14 protein-coding genes are annotated in these 18,500 nt (G+C 49.2%); 12 read left to right on the top strand and 2 right to left on the bottom strand.

Translation table 11 applies throughout. The features are described 5' to 3' along the window. Positions 1 to 9: 9 nt before the first annotated feature. Positions 10 to 1,296, bottom strand: coding sequence for a 3-oxo-tetronate kinase (otnK, locus tag ABID13_RS10445; RefSeq protein WP_048930085.1), 1,287 nt, complete (start codon positions 1,294 to 1,296; stop codon positions 10 to 12). 254 nt (positions 1,297 to 1,550) lie between these two features. Between otnK and ABID13_RS10440 the strand changes: the two genes are divergently transcribed. The 4 genes from ABID13_RS10440 to ABID13_RS10425 all read left to right on the top strand — a co-directional run bounded on the left by ABID13_RS10440 (position 1,551) and on the right by ABID13_RS10425 (position 7,210). Beyond that, positions 1,551 to 3,461, top strand: a complete 1,911-nt coding sequence (locus ABID13_RS10440) for a sigma 54-interacting transcriptional regulator (RefSeq protein WP_048930084.1) — start codon at positions 1,551 to 1,553, stop codon at positions 3,459 to 3,461. Between the two features lie 212 nt (positions 3,462 to 3,673). Continuing rightward, positions 3,674 to 4,630 carry a 2-keto-3-deoxygluconate permease gene (locus tag ABID13_RS10435; protein WP_007871298.1) on the top strand — a complete coding sequence of 319 codons (957 nt, stop codon included), beginning with the start codon at positions 3,674 to 3,676 and terminating at the stop codon, positions 4,628 to 4,630. An 11-nt stretch (positions 4,631 to 4,641) separates the two neighbouring features. Beyond that, positions 4,642 to 5,799, top strand: a complete 1,158-nt coding sequence (locus ABID13_RS10430; RefSeq protein WP_048930083.1) for an amidohydrolase family protein — start codon at positions 4,642 to 4,644, stop codon at positions 5,797 to 5,799. Positions 5,800 to 5,839: 40 nt separating this feature from the next. Then, a complete protein-coding gene (locus tag ABID13_RS10425; RefSeq protein WP_048930082.1) occupies positions 5,840 to 7,210 on the top strand; it encodes a homoserine dehydrogenase in 1,371 nt (456 codons plus the stop codon). A gap of 112 nt (positions 7,211 to 7,322) precedes the next feature. Here the strand turns inward: ABID13_RS10425 and ABID13_RS10420 are convergent, their stop codons facing one another. Continuing rightward, positions 7,323 to 9,806, bottom strand: a complete 2,484-nt coding sequence (locus ABID13_RS10420) for an alpha-L-arabinofuranosidase family protein (RefSeq protein WP_048930127.1) — start codon at positions 9,804 to 9,806, stop codon at positions 7,323 to 7,325. 457 nt (positions 9,807 to 10,263) lie between these two features. On the opposite strand from ABID13_RS10420, the gene ABID13_RS10415 reads away from it, so the two are divergent. From ABID13_RS10415 to ABID13_RS10380, 8 genes are all read left to right on the top strand, one after another. Then, on the top strand, positions 10,264 to 10,647 hold the full coding sequence (locus ABID13_RS10415) for an AEC family transporter (RefSeq protein WP_156200094.1): 384 nt from the start codon (positions 10,264 to 10,266) through the stop codon (positions 10,645 to 10,647). A gap of 11 nt (positions 10,648 to 10,658) precedes the next feature. Beyond that, on the top strand, positions 10,659 to 11,273 hold the full coding sequence (locus ABID13_RS10410; RefSeq protein WP_048930080.1) for a YesL family protein: 615 nt from the start codon (positions 10,659 to 10,661) through the stop codon (positions 11,271 to 11,273). After that, complete coding sequence (locus ABID13_RS10405; protein WP_048930079.1) at positions 11,270 to 13,210, top strand: sigma 54-interacting transcriptional regulator; 1,941 nt, start codon at positions 11,270 to 11,272, stop codon at positions 13,208 to 13,210. The genes ABID13_RS10410 and ABID13_RS10405 overlap by 4 nt, the downstream gene beginning before the upstream one ends. A gap of 224 nt (positions 13,211 to 13,434) precedes the next feature. Continuing rightward, positions 13,435 to 14,802 carry an ABC transporter substrate-binding protein gene (locus ABID13_RS10400; protein WP_007865209.1) on the top strand — a complete coding sequence of 456 codons (1,368 nt, stop codon included), beginning with the start codon at positions 13,435 to 13,437 and terminating at the stop codon, positions 14,800 to 14,802. A 68-nt stretch (positions 14,803 to 14,870) separates the two neighbouring features. Beyond that, the gene (locus tag ABID13_RS10395) at positions 14,871 to 15,785 is read left to right on the top strand and encodes a carbohydrate ABC transporter permease (RefSeq protein WP_007865211.1); all 915 of its coding nucleotides are present in this window, start codon (positions 14,871 to 14,873) and stop codon (positions 15,783 to 15,785) included. Then, a complete protein-coding gene (locus ABID13_RS10390; protein WP_007865217.1) occupies positions 15,785 to 16,624 on the top strand; it encodes a carbohydrate ABC transporter permease in 840 nt (279 codons plus the stop codon). The genes ABID13_RS10395 and ABID13_RS10390 overlap by 1 nt, the downstream gene beginning before the upstream one ends. A 41-nt stretch (positions 16,625 to 16,665) precedes the next feature. Further along, positions 16,666 to 18,204 carry an alpha-N-arabinofuranosidase gene (locus tag ABID13_RS10385; RefSeq protein ID WP_048930078.1) on the top strand — a complete coding sequence of 513 codons (1,539 nt, stop codon included), beginning with the start codon at positions 16,666 to 16,668 and terminating at the stop codon, positions 18,202 to 18,204. 22 nt (positions 18,205 to 18,226) lie between these two features. Continuing rightward, on the top strand, positions 18,227 to 18,487 hold the full coding sequence (locus tag ABID13_RS10380) for a DUF6171 family protein (RefSeq protein ID WP_007865220.1): 261 nt from the start codon (positions 18,227 to 18,229) through the stop codon (positions 18,485 to 18,487). The last annotated feature ends 13 nt before the right edge of the window (positions 18,488 to 18,500 follow it).

Below are 18,500 nucleotides of genomic sequence, written 5' to 3'. Positions count from 1 at the left end.
GTGTCCTTGTTACTTGGATGTCATTGTAAGGGCGCGGCCAAAGAAATCCTCCTGCCCAAAGTTTCCGCTTTTGAGGATCAGACGGATATCCGGCCGTTCCGCCGGTACCATGATAGGTACTCCGGGAGCCACACTTTCCCCCATCCAATAGGAGGAGAATCCCAGCCCTTTGGTCACTGCGCCGGAGGTCTCTCCCCCCGCGGAGATGATCCTGGTGTAGCCCTGTTCCACGGCACGGACTGCCAGCCGGGCTGTGGTGCCTTCCAGCATGTCTGCTACTTTTTCTATACCCAGTTTTTGGAATTCCTTCACTTTTTCAGGGGTATCGGAGCTGTACACAAGGACCGTATCAGGGCTGCTGCTGTGCGTTTCTATGAACTGCCATGCATCTTCCAGGGTCTGCTTTCCATCCAGCATGGCTGCCGGATCCAGTTTATAACATGGTTTTCCCTGGCTTTGGTACCATGCGATCTGTCCCAGGGTGGCCTTGGAACAGCTTCCTGCCAACAGCAGGGCCTTTCCATCAGTACCGCTCTCGGGTATGTGGCCTTCTGAGGAGAGCCTGCTTGTCCACATTTGCGCCAATGGCTCCAGAAGTCCGCTTCCTCCTGTGAGAAGGGGAAGATGGCCGAAAGCAGCGGCAATCCGGCTGCCGTCTTCAGGTTCTTTATAATCAGGGATCAGGTAGAGGGGGGATCCGAGAACCTGTTCCAATGATCCGGGGGAGAAATGTTCCACTTCTTCCGTGGTAAGGCAGCGGCATTCATAGCGGCTCTGAGGTTCCATCAGCTTATCAATCCTGCAGTCCCACATGGGGGTCAGGGGATGGTTCTTCATATGGCTCTCATGGAGGGGAACATCGTTGACCAGGAGCATTCCGTGTTCCACCGTTCGCCCATTGACCGGAAGAGCGGGGCAAAGCAATGTGTAAGGGGCCTTCATAAGGTCCATTAAGGCATCGGCTACCGGCCCGATATTGCCTTTGGGGGTGGAATCAAAGGTGGAACAATATTTAAAATAGATCTGCTTAACGCCCTGAGCCAGCAGAAAGCGGGCGGCCCTAAGACTGTCGGCCACGGCCCGGCTGGTTTCCTGGGTTCTTGATTTTAATGCAATGACAATGGCCTGGGCATCGTCAGGGCGATCCGGGGAATGATGGCGGTCCGGGCCTTTTTCTAAAGCCGGTTGATCCGGGATTCCGTTGTAAAGGCGGACACTCATACCTCCTTTTACCAGAAAGGAAGCCGCGTCACTGGCCCCGGTGAAATCATCGGCAATGCATCCTAATACAGCCATGGGTATACCTCCTTTTACCTTGCGGTATTTCATTTATACCTATTATACAGCAATTTTCATGCCAGACGTAATAATATTTTTTTATGTCTTTACATTCCAGGCAAAAACCACGCCGGTACAGGAATGGGGAAAATGATCCCTCCATTCTGTCTCTTGACTGTAAATGTTGCAGCGTTGTATAATCAAAACAATGCAACATTTTCGCAACACAACATTTTTGCAACATCTATTATGATAAAACATGGGGGTAAACTATGATCCGTCTTTTATTTATTGTCCCGTATCCCGAGTTAAAAGATAAGGTAGAATACGTGGTTGCACATCATCCTGAGAGTCAACGGCTGAATGCGGATATCCGGGTGATGACAGTGGAGGATACGCTGGATGTTCCGGCTGACCAGTATGATGCGATCATTGCAAGGGGGTACTCGGCACTAAAAACATCTGCTAAATACACACAGATCCCTACGATAGGATTATCCATCTCAGGATATGATGTGGTGAGGGCCATTTCCGAATGCTGTGAGACCTACCATCCAAAAAAGATCGCAGTATGCGGATTCAGCGGGCAGATGTATGAGGTAAAGGATATCTGTCGTTTATTTAAGACAAGCGCGGAAGTCTATGCTCCCATCAATCCGGAGGAATTGCCCGCTACTCTGGAAAAAGCCAAAGCAGCGGGATGCGATGCCCTGATCGGCGGGTATTCAGCCAACATCCTGGCGCGGCAGTACAATATCCCGTCTGTTATAATACGGACAGGGGAGGATACGGTTTTGCAGACATTGGATGAGACTCTCCATACAGTGGACCAGATCCGCCAGGAACGGATCATTTCCCAGATGTATAAGACCATCATCTATTCATCCAAGGACGGTTTACTTTATGTGGATTCCGGGGGCGTAATCAAGGTGCGTAACCGGGTGGTGCGTCAGATGAATGGGGATATCAGCCTGATGAACCAGCCCCTAAAGCAGGTTCTTCCCTATCTTCATAAGATGTTCCTTTCCGTTGTTGCCAGCGGGCAGGGGGAAACAGGGCGGATCCTTGCTATTCCCGGAACCAAGGTTACTGTATCTGTGAGTTGTACGCCGGTCATTGCCAACAATGAAATGTCAGGAGTTATTTTCAATCTCTCTGACATTACCATGATCCAGGACCTGGAAAGCCAGATCCGGCGCAAGTTAAGCGAGCGGGGCTTCCAGGCCAAATATACCTTTGATGACATCATTTATCAGAGCAGTATTATTCACAATACCATAGAAAACGCCAAACGGTATGCTGACTCTGATTCCAATGTCATCATTGTGGGGGAGACGGGAACGGGCAAGGAGCTGTTTGCCCAAAGCATCCACAACAGCAGCCAGCGTAAAAATGGACCCTTTGTAGCGATCAACTGCGCGGCCCTGCCTGAGAATCTGCTGGAAAGCGAACTGTTTGGATATGTGGAAGGCGCCTTTACCGGGACAAGCAAAGGCGGGAAAATGGGGCTTTTTGAGCTGGCCCATGGGGGAACTCTTTTTCTGGACGAAATTGGGGAGATATCCCTATCCATTCAGAGTAAGCTTTTAAGAGTACTGCAGGAGAGACAGGTGCGAAGGATCGGTGACAATAAAGTGATTGATGTTAATGTGCGCATTATTTCCGCCACCAATAAGAGTATTGGAAAACTTTCCGAGCAGGGACTGTTCCGGAGAGATCTGATGTACCGTCTGGATGTGCTCCGCCTGTTCCTGCCGCCTCTTAGGATGCGGGAAAATGATGTGGAACTGCTGTTTCTTCATCTGTTGAACGTGCACAGCAGGGAGAACCGCCTTCCGGTTCCCCGGCTGGAGACAGGGGCCCTTGCAACCCTTCACAATTATCCTTTTATTGGAAATATACGGGAACTTAAGAATATAGTTGAACGTACCTGTGTGTTTAAGACTGGGGATTGTATTACAAAACAAAATCTTCAGGATGCCCTGTACCCACCGGACCTGGACGGGGGGCCGCTTCCTGCGCCTGCTCATTCTCTGCCGGACTCTCTTTCCCTGGATGAACCGGAGAGGCTGCGCTCGGCTCTGAAGCAAAGCGGGGGAAGCCGGACGCAGGCGGCCAGGATCCTTGGCATGGACCGCTCTACTCTTTGGAGAAAGATGAAGAAATACGGATTGCAACAATGATGCGTTGCGATTTAAAACAATTGCAACAAATATTGGGGAATATTTAAAATTGGGACCAATGATTTGGGGATAGGAAAAAACACAGATTTGTATGTATTTTAGCGGAGTTTTTTCCTGCCCCCATGTTTGATTGACTGATTTGGCACATTAATTGCTATATATGTGGTTAGCATGTGAGACAGAATGCAATAACCACAAAGGAGAGATGAGGTATGAAGATTTGTGCAACAATGAAAAAATTTCCGGGGGGAATGATGGTAATACCGCTGTTGCTGGGGTGTGTGATCAACACGTTTATACCGCAGGTGTTGGAAATCGGGGGATTTACAACCGGGCTTTTCAAAAATGGAACATCGGCACTGGTAGGACTGTTTATCCTGTGCAGCGGTGCAACCATCAGTTTTAAGCAGGCTGGTATGCCCCTTTACAAGGGCGCTGTCCTGACCGCACTAAAGTATATAATCGGTGTGTTGATCGGCTGGGGGCTGAACAGGGTGTTTGGACCAGCCGGAATACTGGGGTTGACTCCATTGGCAGTTATTACGGCAGTTACCAACTCTAATGGTGCGATCTATACCGCTCTTGCAAAGGAATTCGGCGATTCCACGGATGTGGGAGCAATCGCGATCCTGTCCTTAAACGATGGACCGTTTTTGACAATGATCGCCCTTGGTGCAACCGGATTGGCAGAAATTCCGCTGATATCCATTATTGCTGTGATTGTACCCCTTTTTATCGGTATGTTTTTGGGAAATGCAGATGAGGAGTTTAAGATGCTTCTGACAAACGGACTTGCTATGCTGCTGCCGTTTAATGGATTTGTGCTGGGCGCTAACATGAGCCTTATGTCAATCGTAAAGGCAGGTGCAGGCGGTATTGTCCTGGGACTTGTGACCGTTGTATGTACCGGTGTCCTGACCTATTACATCTACAGTGCGATCCGCCGCAAACCGGATCCCATGGGTATGGCTATTGGAACCACTGGCGGAAATGCAGTTGCAGTGCCGGCCTCTGTTGCAATGGCGGATCCATCCCTGAATCCTGTTGTGGAAGTGGCGACTGCCCAGGTTGCGGCATCTGTAGTTGTCAGCGCGATCCTAACTCCGCTGCTGACAGGGTATTTTTATAAAAAGGCACAAAAAAAACAAGCTGAGACAAGTGATAAGTAAGGAGCCGGATTATGGAACGATTATTAATAAAAGCAGGGACGATCATTAAAGGACAGGATTTAACTGAGGTAAAAAATGGTGCCGTATTAGTGGAAGACGGCAAAATTTCAAAAATTTATGAGCAGGTTACGGACGTAGAGGGACTGGAAGACGCGGTTACTATGGATGTGGGAGATAAGACTCTTATTCCCGGCATGATCGACTGCCACAATCACCTGGCCCTGGACGCCAGGATACCTAATCATCTGGTAAAGATGAGCGACTGTGAGGCGGAGCAGACATTGAGGGCAGTAAAGACCATGCATGACGACCTTCATGCCGGAGTCACTACGGCCAGATGCCTTGGAGACAAATATTACATTGATGTTACCTGCCGCCAGGCCCAGAGGGAAGGAAGGCTGGAGGGGCCAAGGCTGGTAGTCAGCGGAATTGGGATGAGAAGTCTTCACGGCCATGGTTACGTGGGCATGCCTCACTGCGGTGCGGAAGACTTTAGAAAGACATCCAGGGAAAATATTGCCAGAGGGGTGGATTTCCTTAAAGTCTTTATGACAAAGGTGATCAATGCCACACCATTCATCTATCACTTTATCACCCCGGAGGAGCTTCGGGCAGTGGTTGAGGAGGCAAAGAGTGTAAATATAACCACGGCATGCCATTGTTCCGGAGGCCAGGGGCTGGATGACTGCCTTACGGCGGGAATTGACTGTCTGGAGCATGTGTACTACATAACAAAGGAACAGGTAGAGCGGGTCAAGAAGATGGACCGGTGGGTGGTGTATACGCCCAGTTATGCGCTGAATGACGATTTGCTGTTCAAGTTTTCGCCACATGACAAGGAGGGAAGTCTGAGAGAAAAAGAAATCATCTGCGGTTGTCTGTCAGAGGCCATTGCAGGCGGATTAAAGTTTGGAATCGGCACAGACGGGCTTCACGGCAGCCTTGCCAGGGAGGCCCAGTACATTGCACAGTTGGGAGCAAGCAACAGGAATGTGCTTGCAGGCGTTACCACCCAGGCAGCTAAGCTCTGTGGAGTGGACCAGATCACAGGTGCGGTCAAGGAAGGACTAGCTGCGGATCTGGTGATTGTGGACGGCAATCCTCTGGAAGATATAAAGGCCCTTTCCAGGGTAGAGCATGTGATCCAGGGTGGAAATGTAATTCGATAATAAAAAACTCACATTCAGGATGTAAAGGAGACTTATCAGTATGGATTATACAAATTTAATCAACAACACAACCGGAAAAACCTCCAAGGTAGGCATTATCGGCGCCACCCGCGGCTATGGCTACACGCTGCTTGCCCAGATCCCCAAGGTAAAGCATATGGATTTAAGGGTTATCTGTTCCCGGCATCCAGAGGAGTGCCTGGAGGTGTTAAAGGAAATCGGGTATGATGAGGACCAGATCATTTTCTGTGAGGGAAAGCCTGAGATCGAACAGGCGCCCAAGGAGGCTATCCTTATAGTCAGTGATTACCGCCTTGTGATGGAATGCGGAATTACTGCCCTTGTGGAGTGTACGGGAAATACGGCGGTCAGCTCTGACGCAGCCCTTGCAGCCCTTCGGGCAGGAGTTAATGTGTATATGGTTTCCAAGGAAACAGACAGTGTGTGCGGCCCCCTTTTGAACCAGGTGGCTGCAGAACATGGTGCGGTGTATGCACTGGTCAATGGCGACCAGCCCCGCAACCTTCTGGACCTCTATTCCTGGGCCATGCTTTTGGGCCTGGAGGTAGTGGCGGCCGGGAAGTCCAGCGAATATGATTTTGTGTGGGACAGGGAGACAGGGGAATTTACCTGCACGGATGGAAGCGGTGTTGTGGAGAAGATACCGCAGATGCAGGACTGCTGGTATTATAATGGCGTGGAAACACTGGATCAGCGCCGCAGCATACTGGAGAAATACACAGGGGTTATCTCCGCTGACCTTTGCGAGATGAACCTGGTTTCCAATATTACCGGACTTGTGCCTTCCTCTCCGTTTTTAAGCTATCCTGTGGCCAAGACCAGCGAACTGGCCAACATTTTCATTCCCGAGGAAGATGGAGGAATCCTTAAGAAGACAGGAGTAGTGGATGTGTTCTACAACCTGAGGGGTAAGGATGAGGCCAGCTTCTGTGGCGGAGAGTTCATTATTGTCAAGTGCGAAAACGAAAAAATGTGGGAGATCCTTAAGAGTAAAGGTCATGTGATGAGCAAAAACGACAAATACGCATGCATCTATTATCCATACCACTATATGGGCCTTGAGACTCCCATATCCATTCTCCTGGGAGACCTTATGGGGATCGGGACCCATCCTGAGTGCCGCCAGGTATCTGTTCTGGCCGGTGTTGCTGAGCGGGATCTGCCAAAGGGTACCCAGCTTATGGTACAGGGCCATCACCATGCAATCGATGGCCTGATTCCTGAACTTTTGGAAAGAACATCCGGCCAGGACCTTGCTCCGTTTTACCTGCTAAACGGAACAACCTTGCTCAGGGATGTAAAAAAGGGCGACCCCATCACCCTTGAGGATGTGGATCTGGCAGGTTTGGAGACATATAAGCTGTATGCCCAGGGTCTGGATATCAAGTAGAACAGGGGAGATAGAACATATATAACAAAATAAGCTGAGTTAAAACAACCCGGCAGTAAGGTCCAAGAGATCTCCTTTAGGAGATCGTACCTTACTGCCGGGTTGTTTTTAATTATGATACTTCCCGCAAAATTGCTTTTTTGAGCCTGAGAACTGAGAATGAATAGGCCGAAGCCTGGTAGGTAAATGTGTCCGCCCCATTGTCAAAGGTGCGGGTTACAGGGGAGACTTTCAGGGGCTCCTCAAGCGAATTTGTATCCTTTGGGCAGCCGGTTAACAGCTCTGCCTCATATATTGCCTGGATGCCGCAGTCCAGGCAGATCTCCACCGCCTCATGGGTCTTGTCAAAATTTACGATCTTTACATAGATATAGGTGTCATCCTCAGACGCAAGTTCAGCAATCATGGGATAGGGAACCATCTCAGCTGTCTGTACCAGCAGGCCGTTGAGGTAGCAGTCAAATCCCCCATGTCTTGTGACTACCTGGAAATGGTTGTATTCCCCGTAGCGTATGGGAAGGGGGCTGGTTGAACCGAAGTAGCTGTAATTAAAACGGTTGACGGATGCAAACCGTCCCTGCCCCTGTTTGATGGACCATACATACCGGTCTGTATAAACAGGGTTCCAGGATGTATAAAAGGGATCGGTCTCATCCCTGGAGAACAGCATGGGAGTGCTGTGGGCCCATACGGCGATATCGATCTCCTGGTCCGGTGATAATAGCAGAACCTCCAGATCATAGGTGCAGTGTGATGCTTCTTCCTCCCCAAAGGTGACAAAGGCGGTATGCGGGGGGATATGCCCCATGTTGGGATAACCCTCCAGCTGGTCTGTGTAATCGGAGGTAAGCTCCAGGGAGCCATCCTCATGGTGCGTCACGCTGCCAATAATCCCATGGGAGAAACCAGCAGGGCGTCCGTCCACCTTTACATTCCGTACCCGCGTGCCTTCCTGGTAGGCAATGAGACCATTCAGGCCTTCCGGTTCCGGGTAACCGTTTTTAACGTCCGACCGGGTACATAACAGCCTTTGGCCATGGCTTTTGGAAAGCATGGACAGGGCGTGGTAAAAGGGGATTCCGTAGCAGGCATGATTGTTAAAGGCGATCAGGTTGGGATACCATGCAGTATAATCCACGTTCTGGAACAGGGGCGCGTAGGCTGTGAGCCGGACAATGTCCTGATTTTTTTCAGCGTCCATGAGATACATGGTCTCTGCCAGGGCTGACTTCAGGTTGCCGATATCCAGTCCGCTGGTGACCGCATATTCCCCAATGAATATTTCAGGTCCGTTCCTGTGGTAATCACAGTATTTTTTGGCAGCGGTCACAAATGTGTCTGCCGTGCTGTACAGGTGTTCATCCACGATCTGGGTGGGAAGTCCCAGCTTTTCCGTGTGGGTGTTGGATATCAGTTTCAATTGGGGGTAACGCTGGTGGATCGCATGATAAAATTTCTCGTACCTGGAAAAGTATACTTCCCTGTCATTTTCATTTCCGATTTCCAGGTAAGTTAGCTTAAACGGCTCCGGGTGGCCTGCCTGGGCGCGCAGTCTGCCCCACCTGCTGCGGGCAGGGGCGATAGCGTAGTCAATGGCGTCAAAGGCTTCCCGGATCCATTGTTCCAGCTCCTCCCCCTCAAAGAACTCTGGTTTTCTTCCCTGGCAGGTAAGGCCGCAGTTGACCACGTACATGGGTTCTAAGTCCAGATCCTCGCAGATCTGCAGGTATTCATGGTATCCCAGGCCATTGGTGGTGCGGTAATGCCACATCAGGTTGTGGCTGGGGCGTTCCCATACAGGGCCGATCATATGGGGGAAGCGGATCGCGGTTTCCTTGGTAAAGCCTTCCACAATACATCCTCCGGGAAAACGCAGGAATCTGGAATGGGTATTCTTAAGCATTTCCATCAGGTCTTTTCTCATTCCGTGTCCCTTGTAGGTATCCCGCGGCATCAGGGAGATAAAGCCGATCATCAGCGTTCCCCCGCTGTCGGAGCTCAGTGTGAAACGGGCATCCGGATCCGTCTGGTCAGGGCAGAGGGAAAGATCAAAGCGGGTGTATTCAGGCGCATCTATATCCAGGGATTCCCTGGCATAGACATGGCAGTCTGCGGATTCCAGATTGACGGACAGCTTTACCCTGCCTTTGGCAAACAGGTAAAGATCATAAGATTGCCCCTGAACCAGAGACAGGCCCCGAAAACCGATGTTGGTTACAGAACCTCCTGGTTCAAATGTCAGGTCCAGGGCTGCCAGCCTGTTTGCGTTTAACCTGTCCTCAACATTCAATTCCATGGAGACACCGTGGGCGTACCAGGCCGGAACAGGGGTTTTTTCAATCCCTTCCAGCCAGCGCTCTAAGCCTTCTCCGTTATTAAACTGGTCCCTCCATCCCTCAGGGGTTACAAATCCATAGGTTCCCTTAAGGGGTTCACAACGTTTGGGAAGGATGGAATCTTCAAATGCCCGGTTGCGGAGCATTTCCGGGTAAAGCCCCCCGTCCCCTGAACGGTTGATATCCTCGAAAAAAAGCCCATAAAAGTCCGGCGCTGTGTCAAACAGTGCCTTTTTTGTACAAATCTTGATAGAACTCATTGTGGTCACGCTCCTTACTGTTGGTATGCTGCCTGAAAACAGGTTTTTGTTACGTATGATAAGTAATGAAAGCAAAATCAATGCCAAAGGTAAAAAGGCTGTGATACCGGCAGCATTTGCATAAAAATCCCCTTTTGTTTTCATGGCCAAGTGTTACATGGTCTGTTCATTGCGTTCGGGCGCTGCAACGGTTTGAACATGCCGGGATACCCTTTCTCGTATTTATGTGCCTTAAAGGCGGTAAAAACGTGATGGGAAAGGATAGGATCCTTGAGATTTGCATTGGCATGATATTTGCGAGAATATAAACCATAGAACGAGATGAGCAGAACTTAGAGAGAAGTGTATGAGAGATGTATATTAATGGAGAGTGGTCATTGCAATGTGGCAAAAGGTTCTGGCATTGCATGAGATGAACCATTGTGATAAAATTCAGAAAGATGTGAGAAAATTTGCTATGGATAATCTGATTTTCAGCCTTCAATCTGTTATACCCGTATTCCTTGTAATGATTGTGGGATATTGTTTGTCAAAATGCAAAATTATAGACCAGTCTTTTGTGGGCCAGGTGGGATGGAGTATGGCTGGCTCCTTGTATAAGGTGGTCATCACACCGCTGGCATTTGTCATTCCCATGACGTGGCTGGGATTCAGTTCCGAGCAAATTGCAACTGCCTTTGTTTTAGTTTCAGTTCCGTCTGCCATGAATGCATATATTGTGACGAAAAAGATGGGCGGGGATGGAGAACCGGGAGCCGCAGTTATTGTGGCTGCCATGTTTTTGCCTGTCCTCACCATGCCTGCCGGCATATGGCTCATCAGGTCAGCGGGCATTATATAGGGAGGTCTGATATGAAACAGTTTTTTAATGTAGATAATATTATTTTCAGAGGAATCAGCAAATGGATGGATTATATATTTGTAAGCTTCCTGTGGTTTATGTTTTCCATACCCCTGATCACCATGGGAGCTGCCACGGCAGCTCTTTATCATACATCAGGGCAATGTCTTATATCTGACAGGGGGTATATCTTCCGGTCATTCTGGGGCAGTTTTAAGAACAGCTTCAGGCAGTCAACCATGTTGGCAGCAATCCTGGGGGTGTTATTCGGGGCGATCCATTTGGATATGAACCTGGTAAGGGGGCAGGCGGCTATGAAAATGCTCCAGACCCTATTTGTGGCTGCCAGGCTGCTCTTTCTAATGATAGGCGTTTATGTGTTTCCGTATATTTCTAAGTACAGGATGGGAATGGTTCAGATCATAAAAGATTGCGTCTGTCTTTGCGTACTGAGTCTTCCATGGACTATTCTTCTCACCCTTATACTGACAGCAGCCCTGTGTCTGATATCCATCATACCGGGAGCGATCCTCATTATGCCGTCCTGCGTGGGAGTGTTTTTTAACCTGATCCTGGAGCGGATCTTCAGCAAGTACGGGGATAACGGGGGGAGGGAGGAAGATTGAGGAAAATTACATATTTTGTCCCATATCCGGAGCTGATACCTGTGGTGAGGCGGCTTATGGACCAGCCGTGTTATCAGGGGATATTTGTCAATGCATCCATCCAATATTTTCCAATAATGTATGACGTGGAGGTGGAAGATGACTGCGATCTGGTAATTGCCAGGGGCTATTCCATCCATGTGATACGGGAACGGTTCAGCGGGGCCATTGTGGAGATCCCCATAACGGGCAGCGATATTGTCAAGGCCATTGCCCAGTGCAGGAAGAATACAAATTGTCAGAAGATAGGGCTGATCGGGGATTATTCAAACATGAAGGATATCCAATCCATGAGCTCTCTTTTTAATATTAATTTTGTGGTCTACGTGATCGACAATCCGGACCAGATCGAGGACATGGTAAAACGTGCCATAGAAGAAGGCTGTGACGCTTTGATCAGCGGCAGCCATGCAAATAAGTGCGTGATTAAAAATGGGTTCAAGGTCTACTCCGGTATTATAGAAAACAGTGAGGAGGCCATTGCACGGGCGCTGAACTCAGCGGCCAGCCTTTTAAAGAATATGGAATATGAGGCCAGCCAGATGGAACTTTTAAGACTGTTGGCTGAAAATGTAACGGACGGTCTTATATTTGTGGATGATAGGGAGCGCATAAGGATAGCCAACGCCAATGTGGGAAGGATATTCCCAAACAGGCGCCCGGTGGCCGGAAAGGGATTCCAGGAGGAGTTTTCTTTTATGACCCGCAATTATCTGAAGGCATGCAGGGAAAAGCAGCATCTGGACAATGAGATCTACCGGACCAGGGATATGAACATTGCGGTGGATTTTACCCCGGTGATGATCGAGGATAATTACAAAGGCATGATCATCACTATCCGCGACATTGGAAGGCTGCAGCAGAGGGAGGCGCAGATCCGCACAAAGCTGAATGAGATGGGCCTTTACGCAAAGTACCAGTTTTCTGATATCATCCATCAAAGTCCTGTGATGGAGCATGTGATCCAACGGGCAAGGAAATTTGCATCGGTCACCTCCAATGTGCTGGTATATGGTGAGACGGGAACAGGTAAGGAGCTGGTGGCACAGAGCATACACAATGCCAGCAAGCGGAAAAACGGCCCCTTTGTGGCCATTAACTGTGCGTCCTTTCCCGAGAACCTGTTGGAGAGCGAGCTGTTTGGCTATGAGGAGGGGGCGTTTACCGGCGCGGTCAAGGGCGGGAAGGCCGGACTGTTTGAACAGGCGCACAACGGCACACTGTTTTTGGACGAGGTATCGGAGCTGCCTGTCAGTTTCCAGGGAAAACTTCTCCGGGTCCTGCAGGAGCGGGAAGTGCGGCGTGTGGGAGGAAAACGGGTGGTTAAGATTGATGTGAGGATCATTGCAGCCACCAATAAAAACCTGAAGCAGATGATCCAGGAGGGACTTTTCAGGGAGGATCTGCTGTACCGGCTGGATGTCCTGAACCTTTCCATACCGCCTCTCAGGAAACGGAGGGAGGATATCAGGCTTCTGGCTGAGTATTTTCTGCTAAAATACAAAGAGCAGTTTGAGACATGTGCGGACCATTTTACCGAACATGCGGTTGAACTTCTATGCGGTTATCCTTTTAAGGGAAATATACGGGAGCTGCGCAACATTGTGGAACGTCTCAGTGTTACTGTTCAGGACACAACAGTCCATGCCTCGGATGTGGAGGAATCCCTGGGTCTGAATGACACGGATACACAGCCGTATCCGATCCAGCATCCAGGCCAGATGCCTCCCGTGTACCAAGATTCCCCGGCGGATCCGATATATGCCAAGGAAATCCGGAAAGAGGAGGTCGTAAGTCTTTTAAAGGAGTGCGGCTATAATAAGAGCGAGGTGGCCAGGCGGTTAGGCATCAACCGGACAACCCTGTGGAGAAAGATGGGGAAAATGGGTCTGTTATAACCAATCTGTTCGTGTTCAAGAAGCAACGTTCAGGGCAACGGAAAAAGGCAACACATCCAGGAGATGGGAGAACGGTTCGTAACGTTCTCCTGTTTTTTGTTTTTGGGGAAAGCATGGATAAACAAGGTTTTTGGGGTTCTTTGCCTCAACGGTAAGGTCATATCCGGGAGTTGGCATATTGTTTGCTTATTATTATGGCATCAAGATAATAAGGAGGTATTTCTATGAAAAAATTATTGGCACCGGCTCTGGCACTGACAATGGCCTTATCGCTGACAGCGTGCGGCGGGGGCTCCTCTGAGACGGCAGGGGGAGGAAATTCAGGGGGAACACAGGCGGCACAGACAGCGCAGACAGAGGCTGCGGGAGGCCAGACCGGCTCTGGGGAGGGCAATGTAGTGACTGTCTGGACATCCAATGAGCTGCACAACCAGATGTTTGAATTCGGGGAAAAGGTTTACAATGAAAAGCATGGGGATAACCCGGTGGAATTGAAGATAGAGGTCTATCCCAATGCGGAAATGGCTAATAAGCTGCTGATCGCCCTGCAGTCCGGTGTGGGCGCTCCCGATATAGCGGATATTAATATTAACTATTTTTCCAATTTCTTAAAAGGGGATATCCAGCTGGTTCCGCTGAATGATATTGTGGAAAAAGAACTTTCCAGCTGTGTCCAGTCCAGATTCGATCTCTATAAGAAGGACAGCAGCTACTATGGGATCCCTACCCATGTAGGGGCTTCAGTAGTCTATTACAATATGGAGATCCTTGAAAAAGCAGGATTTACCATTGAGGATGTGGATGCCATTGAGACATGGGACCAGTACAAGGAGATGGGCTTACAGGTATTTGAAAAGACAGGTATACCCATGACCATATATGAAGTATCCAACCAGCGTCCCTTCTGGCCTATGATCGTACAGCGCGGCGGGGATTACCTGAACCCTGACGGAACCGTTGCAATGGACAGTGATTCCAACATACAGGTTCTTGAGTGGATGAAGGATTTCTGGGATACAGGGGCAGTGGTAGCTGCACCGGGCGGTTCCACGTCCGTGGAGGAATTCTGGACATGGATGAATCAGGGCGGCTGTGCATCCCTGACCATGCCGTCCTGGTTCATGTCACGCTTTACAAACTATATGCCTGATCTGAAAGGAAAGATCGCGATCCGTCCTATGCCTGTGTTTGAGGAGGGACAGCCTAGAACGGTTGGTATTGGGGGAACCGGTACGGCCATTACCACCCAGTGCAAGAACGTGGAACTGGCAAAGGAAGTGCTGTATGAGTCAAAGCTTACATATGAAGCAAATGTAAATATTTGGGAGTGTCTCCAGTTTGACCCGGTAAGGACTGATGTGTGGACGGATGAAAGGCTGACAGCCCCCATGGAGTATTTTTATAATGAGTCCTTCTTTGAAATCATGGGCGCATACGTGGACGGCTGCCCGTCACCGGTCAATGCAGAACTTTCCGTTGCGGCGCAGGATCTTGTGAACAACACGGTCATGTACAGCGTGTTTGTGGATGGCTCCCAGAGCCCGGCAGAGGCGTTAAAAGCAGCAGCTGAAGAATTGAGGGCGCAGCAGTAGATGTCCTCTGGCTGCCGCGTCCGGTCAGAACCGCCGCGGCAGCCTTGGCATGAGGAGGTAAGGCATTTATGAATCAGAACAAGGAGATAAGGGGTTTTCGTAAGATCTTATACAGTAAAAAGGCAGCGCCGTACCTGTTTTGCCTGCCGTTTATCATATCGTTTTTAATCTTTTTCCTCTATCCCACCATTAATACGGTGCTTATGAGCTTCCAGAAGATAGAGGGATTTAACAATGTGAAATGGATCGGCCTTAACAATTACAAGCGTCTGTTTAATATCCACTTTTACAATGCGCTGAAATCCAGCACCATCTACATGGTATGTATGGTCAGCATCATGCTGATCCTTCCCATCACAATTGCCACATTTTTAAACTCGAAAATACTGAAGTTCAAAAACTTCTTCAGGTCAGCCATATTTGTGCCAACCCTTACATCCGTTATTGTGGCAGGTATTGCCTTCAGGCTGATGTTCGGGGAAACGGAAGCCGGTTTGTTCAACTCCATTATCTTAAAGCTGGGCGGGGAGATTGTAGCATGGAAAACAGGATATGTGACCGGAATGATCATGATGGTCACGCTGGCAGCCTGGCGTGAACTGGGCATCAATATGGTGTACTGCCTGTCCGCGCTCCAGAGTATTCCCGAGGAGCTTTACGAGGCAGCGGACATAGACGGAGCCAATGCGGTCCAGAAGTTTGTGTTCGTAACCATACCCCAGGTCAAACCCATCATTATCTATATCCTGACATTGACCATTCTCAATGGGTACAGAATGTTTACAGAAGGGTATGTGTACTGGAATGAAACCAACCCGGGGGATATCGGCCTGACCATTGTCCGCTACATTTACCAGCAGGCGTTCCAGAGAAATGATTTCGGCATGGGTTCCGCCATCGGCGTGGTGCTGCTGGCAATCGTACTCACCGTCAATATGTTCCAGCTGAACTTCTTTGGTCTGTTTAAAAAGGAGGATGCATAATGAAAGCGCGCAGAAGAATGATGTCCGTACTGGTTTTCATCCTGTTTATGCTGGTGTCCCTGATCATGCTGTTTCCGGTCTATTACCTGGTCATAGGATCACTTCAGGACGGGCAGGAGATATTCCGGGCAGGTATGAAGTTCTTCCTGAACCCGGGAGACATGAAATGGTCCAATTATCCCAACCTGTTCACATATAATAACGGGATCTATACAAGATGGTTTACCAACAGTGTCTTATACGCAGTGGCTTTTACCGTATGCGCGCTGTCTCTGTCCTCCTTTGTGGGATATGGGCTTGGAGCATATAACTTTAAGGGCAGGAACATGATCTTTGTGCTGGTCCTGGCCGTAATGATGATCCCCCTGGAGATCCTCATGCTTCCTCTTTATAAGCTGATCGTTAAGATTAAGCTGATCAATACGGTGGGAGGGATTATCTTCCCCTTTATGGTCGCCCCTGTGGCCATCTTCTTTTTCCGTCAGTTTGTATCCGGCATTTCACAGGAGTTTATGGAGTCGGCCAGGATTGACGGGTGTACGGAATTTGGGATCTTTTTCCGGATCGTGGTGCCGCTGATGAAGCCGGCTTTTGGGGCCATGACCATACTCCTTGCCATGCAGAACTGGAATGGTTTTGTTTGGCCCCTGATCGTGCTGAGGGACAGCGGCAAATTTACATTGACCATAGGAATTGCATCGCTGATCAATCCCTACAGTGCAAATTATGATGTGATGATAGCGGGCTCTGTTGTTGCAATCCTGCCCATCTTGATCCTGTTCTTATTTAACCAGAGATTCTTCATTGCCGGTCTTACGAGCGGCGGTGTTAAAGGATGATACAAATATTATTTACTAATCTTATTTAGGAGGACTGCAGTATGGCAAACCAGATCATTGTCAATGCAAAAGCAGAAAAGTCAACGATCAACAGAATGATTTACGGACATTTCGCAGAACATCTTGGAAGATGTATATATGACGGCTTCTATGTTGGGGAGGATTCCAGGATCCCCAATGTAAGAGGCATGCGGACCGATATCATTGAAGCGCTTAAGAAAATTAAGATCCCGTGCCTGCGCTGGCCGGGAGGATGTTTTGCGGATGAGTACCACTGGCGTGACGGCATTGGACCCAAGGAGTCCAGGCCATCCATGGTAAATACTCACTGGGGCGGTGTGGTGGAGAACAACCATTTTGGCACTCATGAGTTTTTTGACCTGTGTGAAATGCTGGACACGGAACCTTATATCTGCGGCAATGTGGGAAGCGGTACCGTGCAGGAGATGTCGGAGTGGATCGAATATATGACCTTTGACGGACAGTCCCCCATGGCGGACTTAAGAAAAAAGAACGGACGGGAGAAGCCGTGGAGATTAAAATACTTTGGCATAGGCAATGAAAACTGGGGCTGCGGAGGCCGCATGAGGGCAGAGTACTATGCGGACGAAGTGACCCGTTATAACCTGTATGCCAGGGATTACGGCGATAATAAGCTCTACCGCATAGGAGCCGGGCCCAGGGGCGCAAATTATAAATGGACGGAGGTCATGATGCGGGACGCTTCCATGTTCTTAGATGCGATTGCCCTCCATTATTATACAAGGGTGGGTGATAAGGTGATCATCGAATACCTTCCCGATGGAAATGAGCGTTATTTGAGGGATAATTCCAAGTCCCGGAAATCAGCCACTGATTTTGACGAGGACCAGTGGTTTGGCGTTATGAAAGCAGCTGCATTTACGGATGAACTGGTTTCAAAACACATTGCCATTATGGACCAGTATGATCCTGAAAAAAAGGTTGCGCTGATCGTAGATGAGTGGGGAACCTGGTTTGACAATGAACCAGGAACCAATCCGGGATTTTTATACCAGCAAAACACCCTTCGTGACGCGGTATCGGCCGGAATCAGCCTGAATATCTTTAATAACCATGCGGACCGCATCCACATGACTAATATTGCCCAGACCATCAATGTGCTCCAGGCCATGGTCCTTACAGAAGGGGAGAAGATGATCCTCACCCCCACCTACCATATATATGATATGTACAAGGTGCACCAGGATGCAAAGCTTCTGGATTTCGCAGTGCTTTCAGATGACTATGAGTGCGGCACGGAAAATCTGAAGCAGATCAATGCCTCTGTTTCCAAGGATTCACTGGGCAACATCAATGCCACCCTGGTCAACCTGGATCCAAACCAGATGGCGGAGGTGACATGCCATATCGCGGACTTTGGAATGATCTCAAAGGTGAGCGGAACCGTCCTCACATCAGGGGCCATGAACACCATGAATACCTTTGAACATCCGGACCAGATCCAGCCGGAGGAGTTTGAGGACTTTGTCATTGAGGGAAATACCATACACATTAAAATGCCTTCAAAGTCCGTTGTCCTGCTCACTGTAAAACGTTAGTCTAAAGAGGGGACAGGTTGAGATGGCAATAACCGGGGAAGTCTGTATTCCGTGCCTGCAGACAGGATTGTCCGACAGGGACTATGAACAGATCCTTAAGGATTATCTGGAATATATGGATGAGGATATAAAGACTCCTGACCATATCTATCAGGAAAGGCTGTCTGCTTGCAGCCAGTGCGGATTCCTGAGAAACGGAATGTGCAGGCTCTGCGGCTGTTTTGTGGCGCTGAGAGCAGCCAAAATACACAACCACTGTGCAGATACACCTGTGAAATGGTAAGGAAGGAATACAG

Origin of the sequence: Enterocloster citroniae (genome assembly GCF_040545455.1) — a bacterium.
GTDB lineage: Bacteria > Bacillota > Clostridia > Lachnospirales > Lachnospiraceae > Enterocloster > Enterocloster citroniae.
This window is presented reverse-complemented; position numbering and strand designations above follow the sequence as displayed.

Bases quoted from the DNA above. Each gene is read 5' to 3' on its own strand.
- ABID13_RS10385 (WP_048930078.1), top strand. From the start codon at position 16,666: ATGGCAAACCAGATCATTGTCAATGCAAAAGCAGAAAAGTCAACGATC.
- ABID13_RS10380 (WP_007865220.1), top strand. From the start codon at position 18,227: ATGGCAATAACCGGGGAAGTCTGTATTCCGTGCCTGCAGACAGGATTG.
- ABID13_RS10435 (WP_007871298.1), top strand. From the start codon at position 3,674: ATGAAGATTTGTGCAACAATGAAAAAATTTCCGGGGGGAATGATGGTA.
- ABID13_RS10430 (WP_048930083.1), top strand. From the start codon at position 4,642: ATGGAACGATTATTAATAAAAGCAGGGACGATCATTAAAGGACAGGAT.
- ABID13_RS10440 (WP_048930084.1), top strand. From the start codon at position 1,551: ATGATCCGTCTTTTATTTATTGTCCCGTATCCCGAGTTAAAAGATAAG.
- ABID13_RS10425 (WP_048930082.1), top strand. From the start codon at position 5,840: ATGGATTATACAAATTTAATCAACAACACAACCGGAAAAACCTCCAAG.
- ABID13_RS10410 (WP_048930080.1), top strand. From the start codon at position 10,659: ATGAAACAGTTTTTTAATGTAGATAATATTATTTTCAGAGGAATCAGC.
- ABID13_RS10390 (WP_007865217.1), top strand. From the start codon at position 15,785: ATGAAAGCGCGCAGAAGAATGATGTCCGTACTGGTTTTCATCCTGTTT.
- ABID13_RS10415 (WP_156200094.1), top strand. From the start codon at position 10,264: ATGGATAATCTGATTTTCAGCCTTCAATCTGTTATACCCGTATTCCTT.
- otnK (WP_048930085.1), bottom strand. From the start codon at position 1,296: ATGGCTGTATTAGGATGCATTGCCGATGATTTCACCGGGGCCAGTGAC.
- ABID13_RS10400 (WP_007865209.1), top strand. From the start codon at position 13,435: ATGAAAAAATTATTGGCACCGGCTCTGGCACTGACAATGGCCTTATCG.
- ABID13_RS10395 (WP_007865211.1), top strand. From the start codon at position 14,871: ATGAATCAGAACAAGGAGATAAGGGGTTTTCGTAAGATCTTATACAGT.
- ABID13_RS10420 (WP_048930127.1), bottom strand. From the start codon at position 9,806: ATGAGTTCTATCAAGATTTGTACAAAAAAGGCACTGTTTGACACAGCG.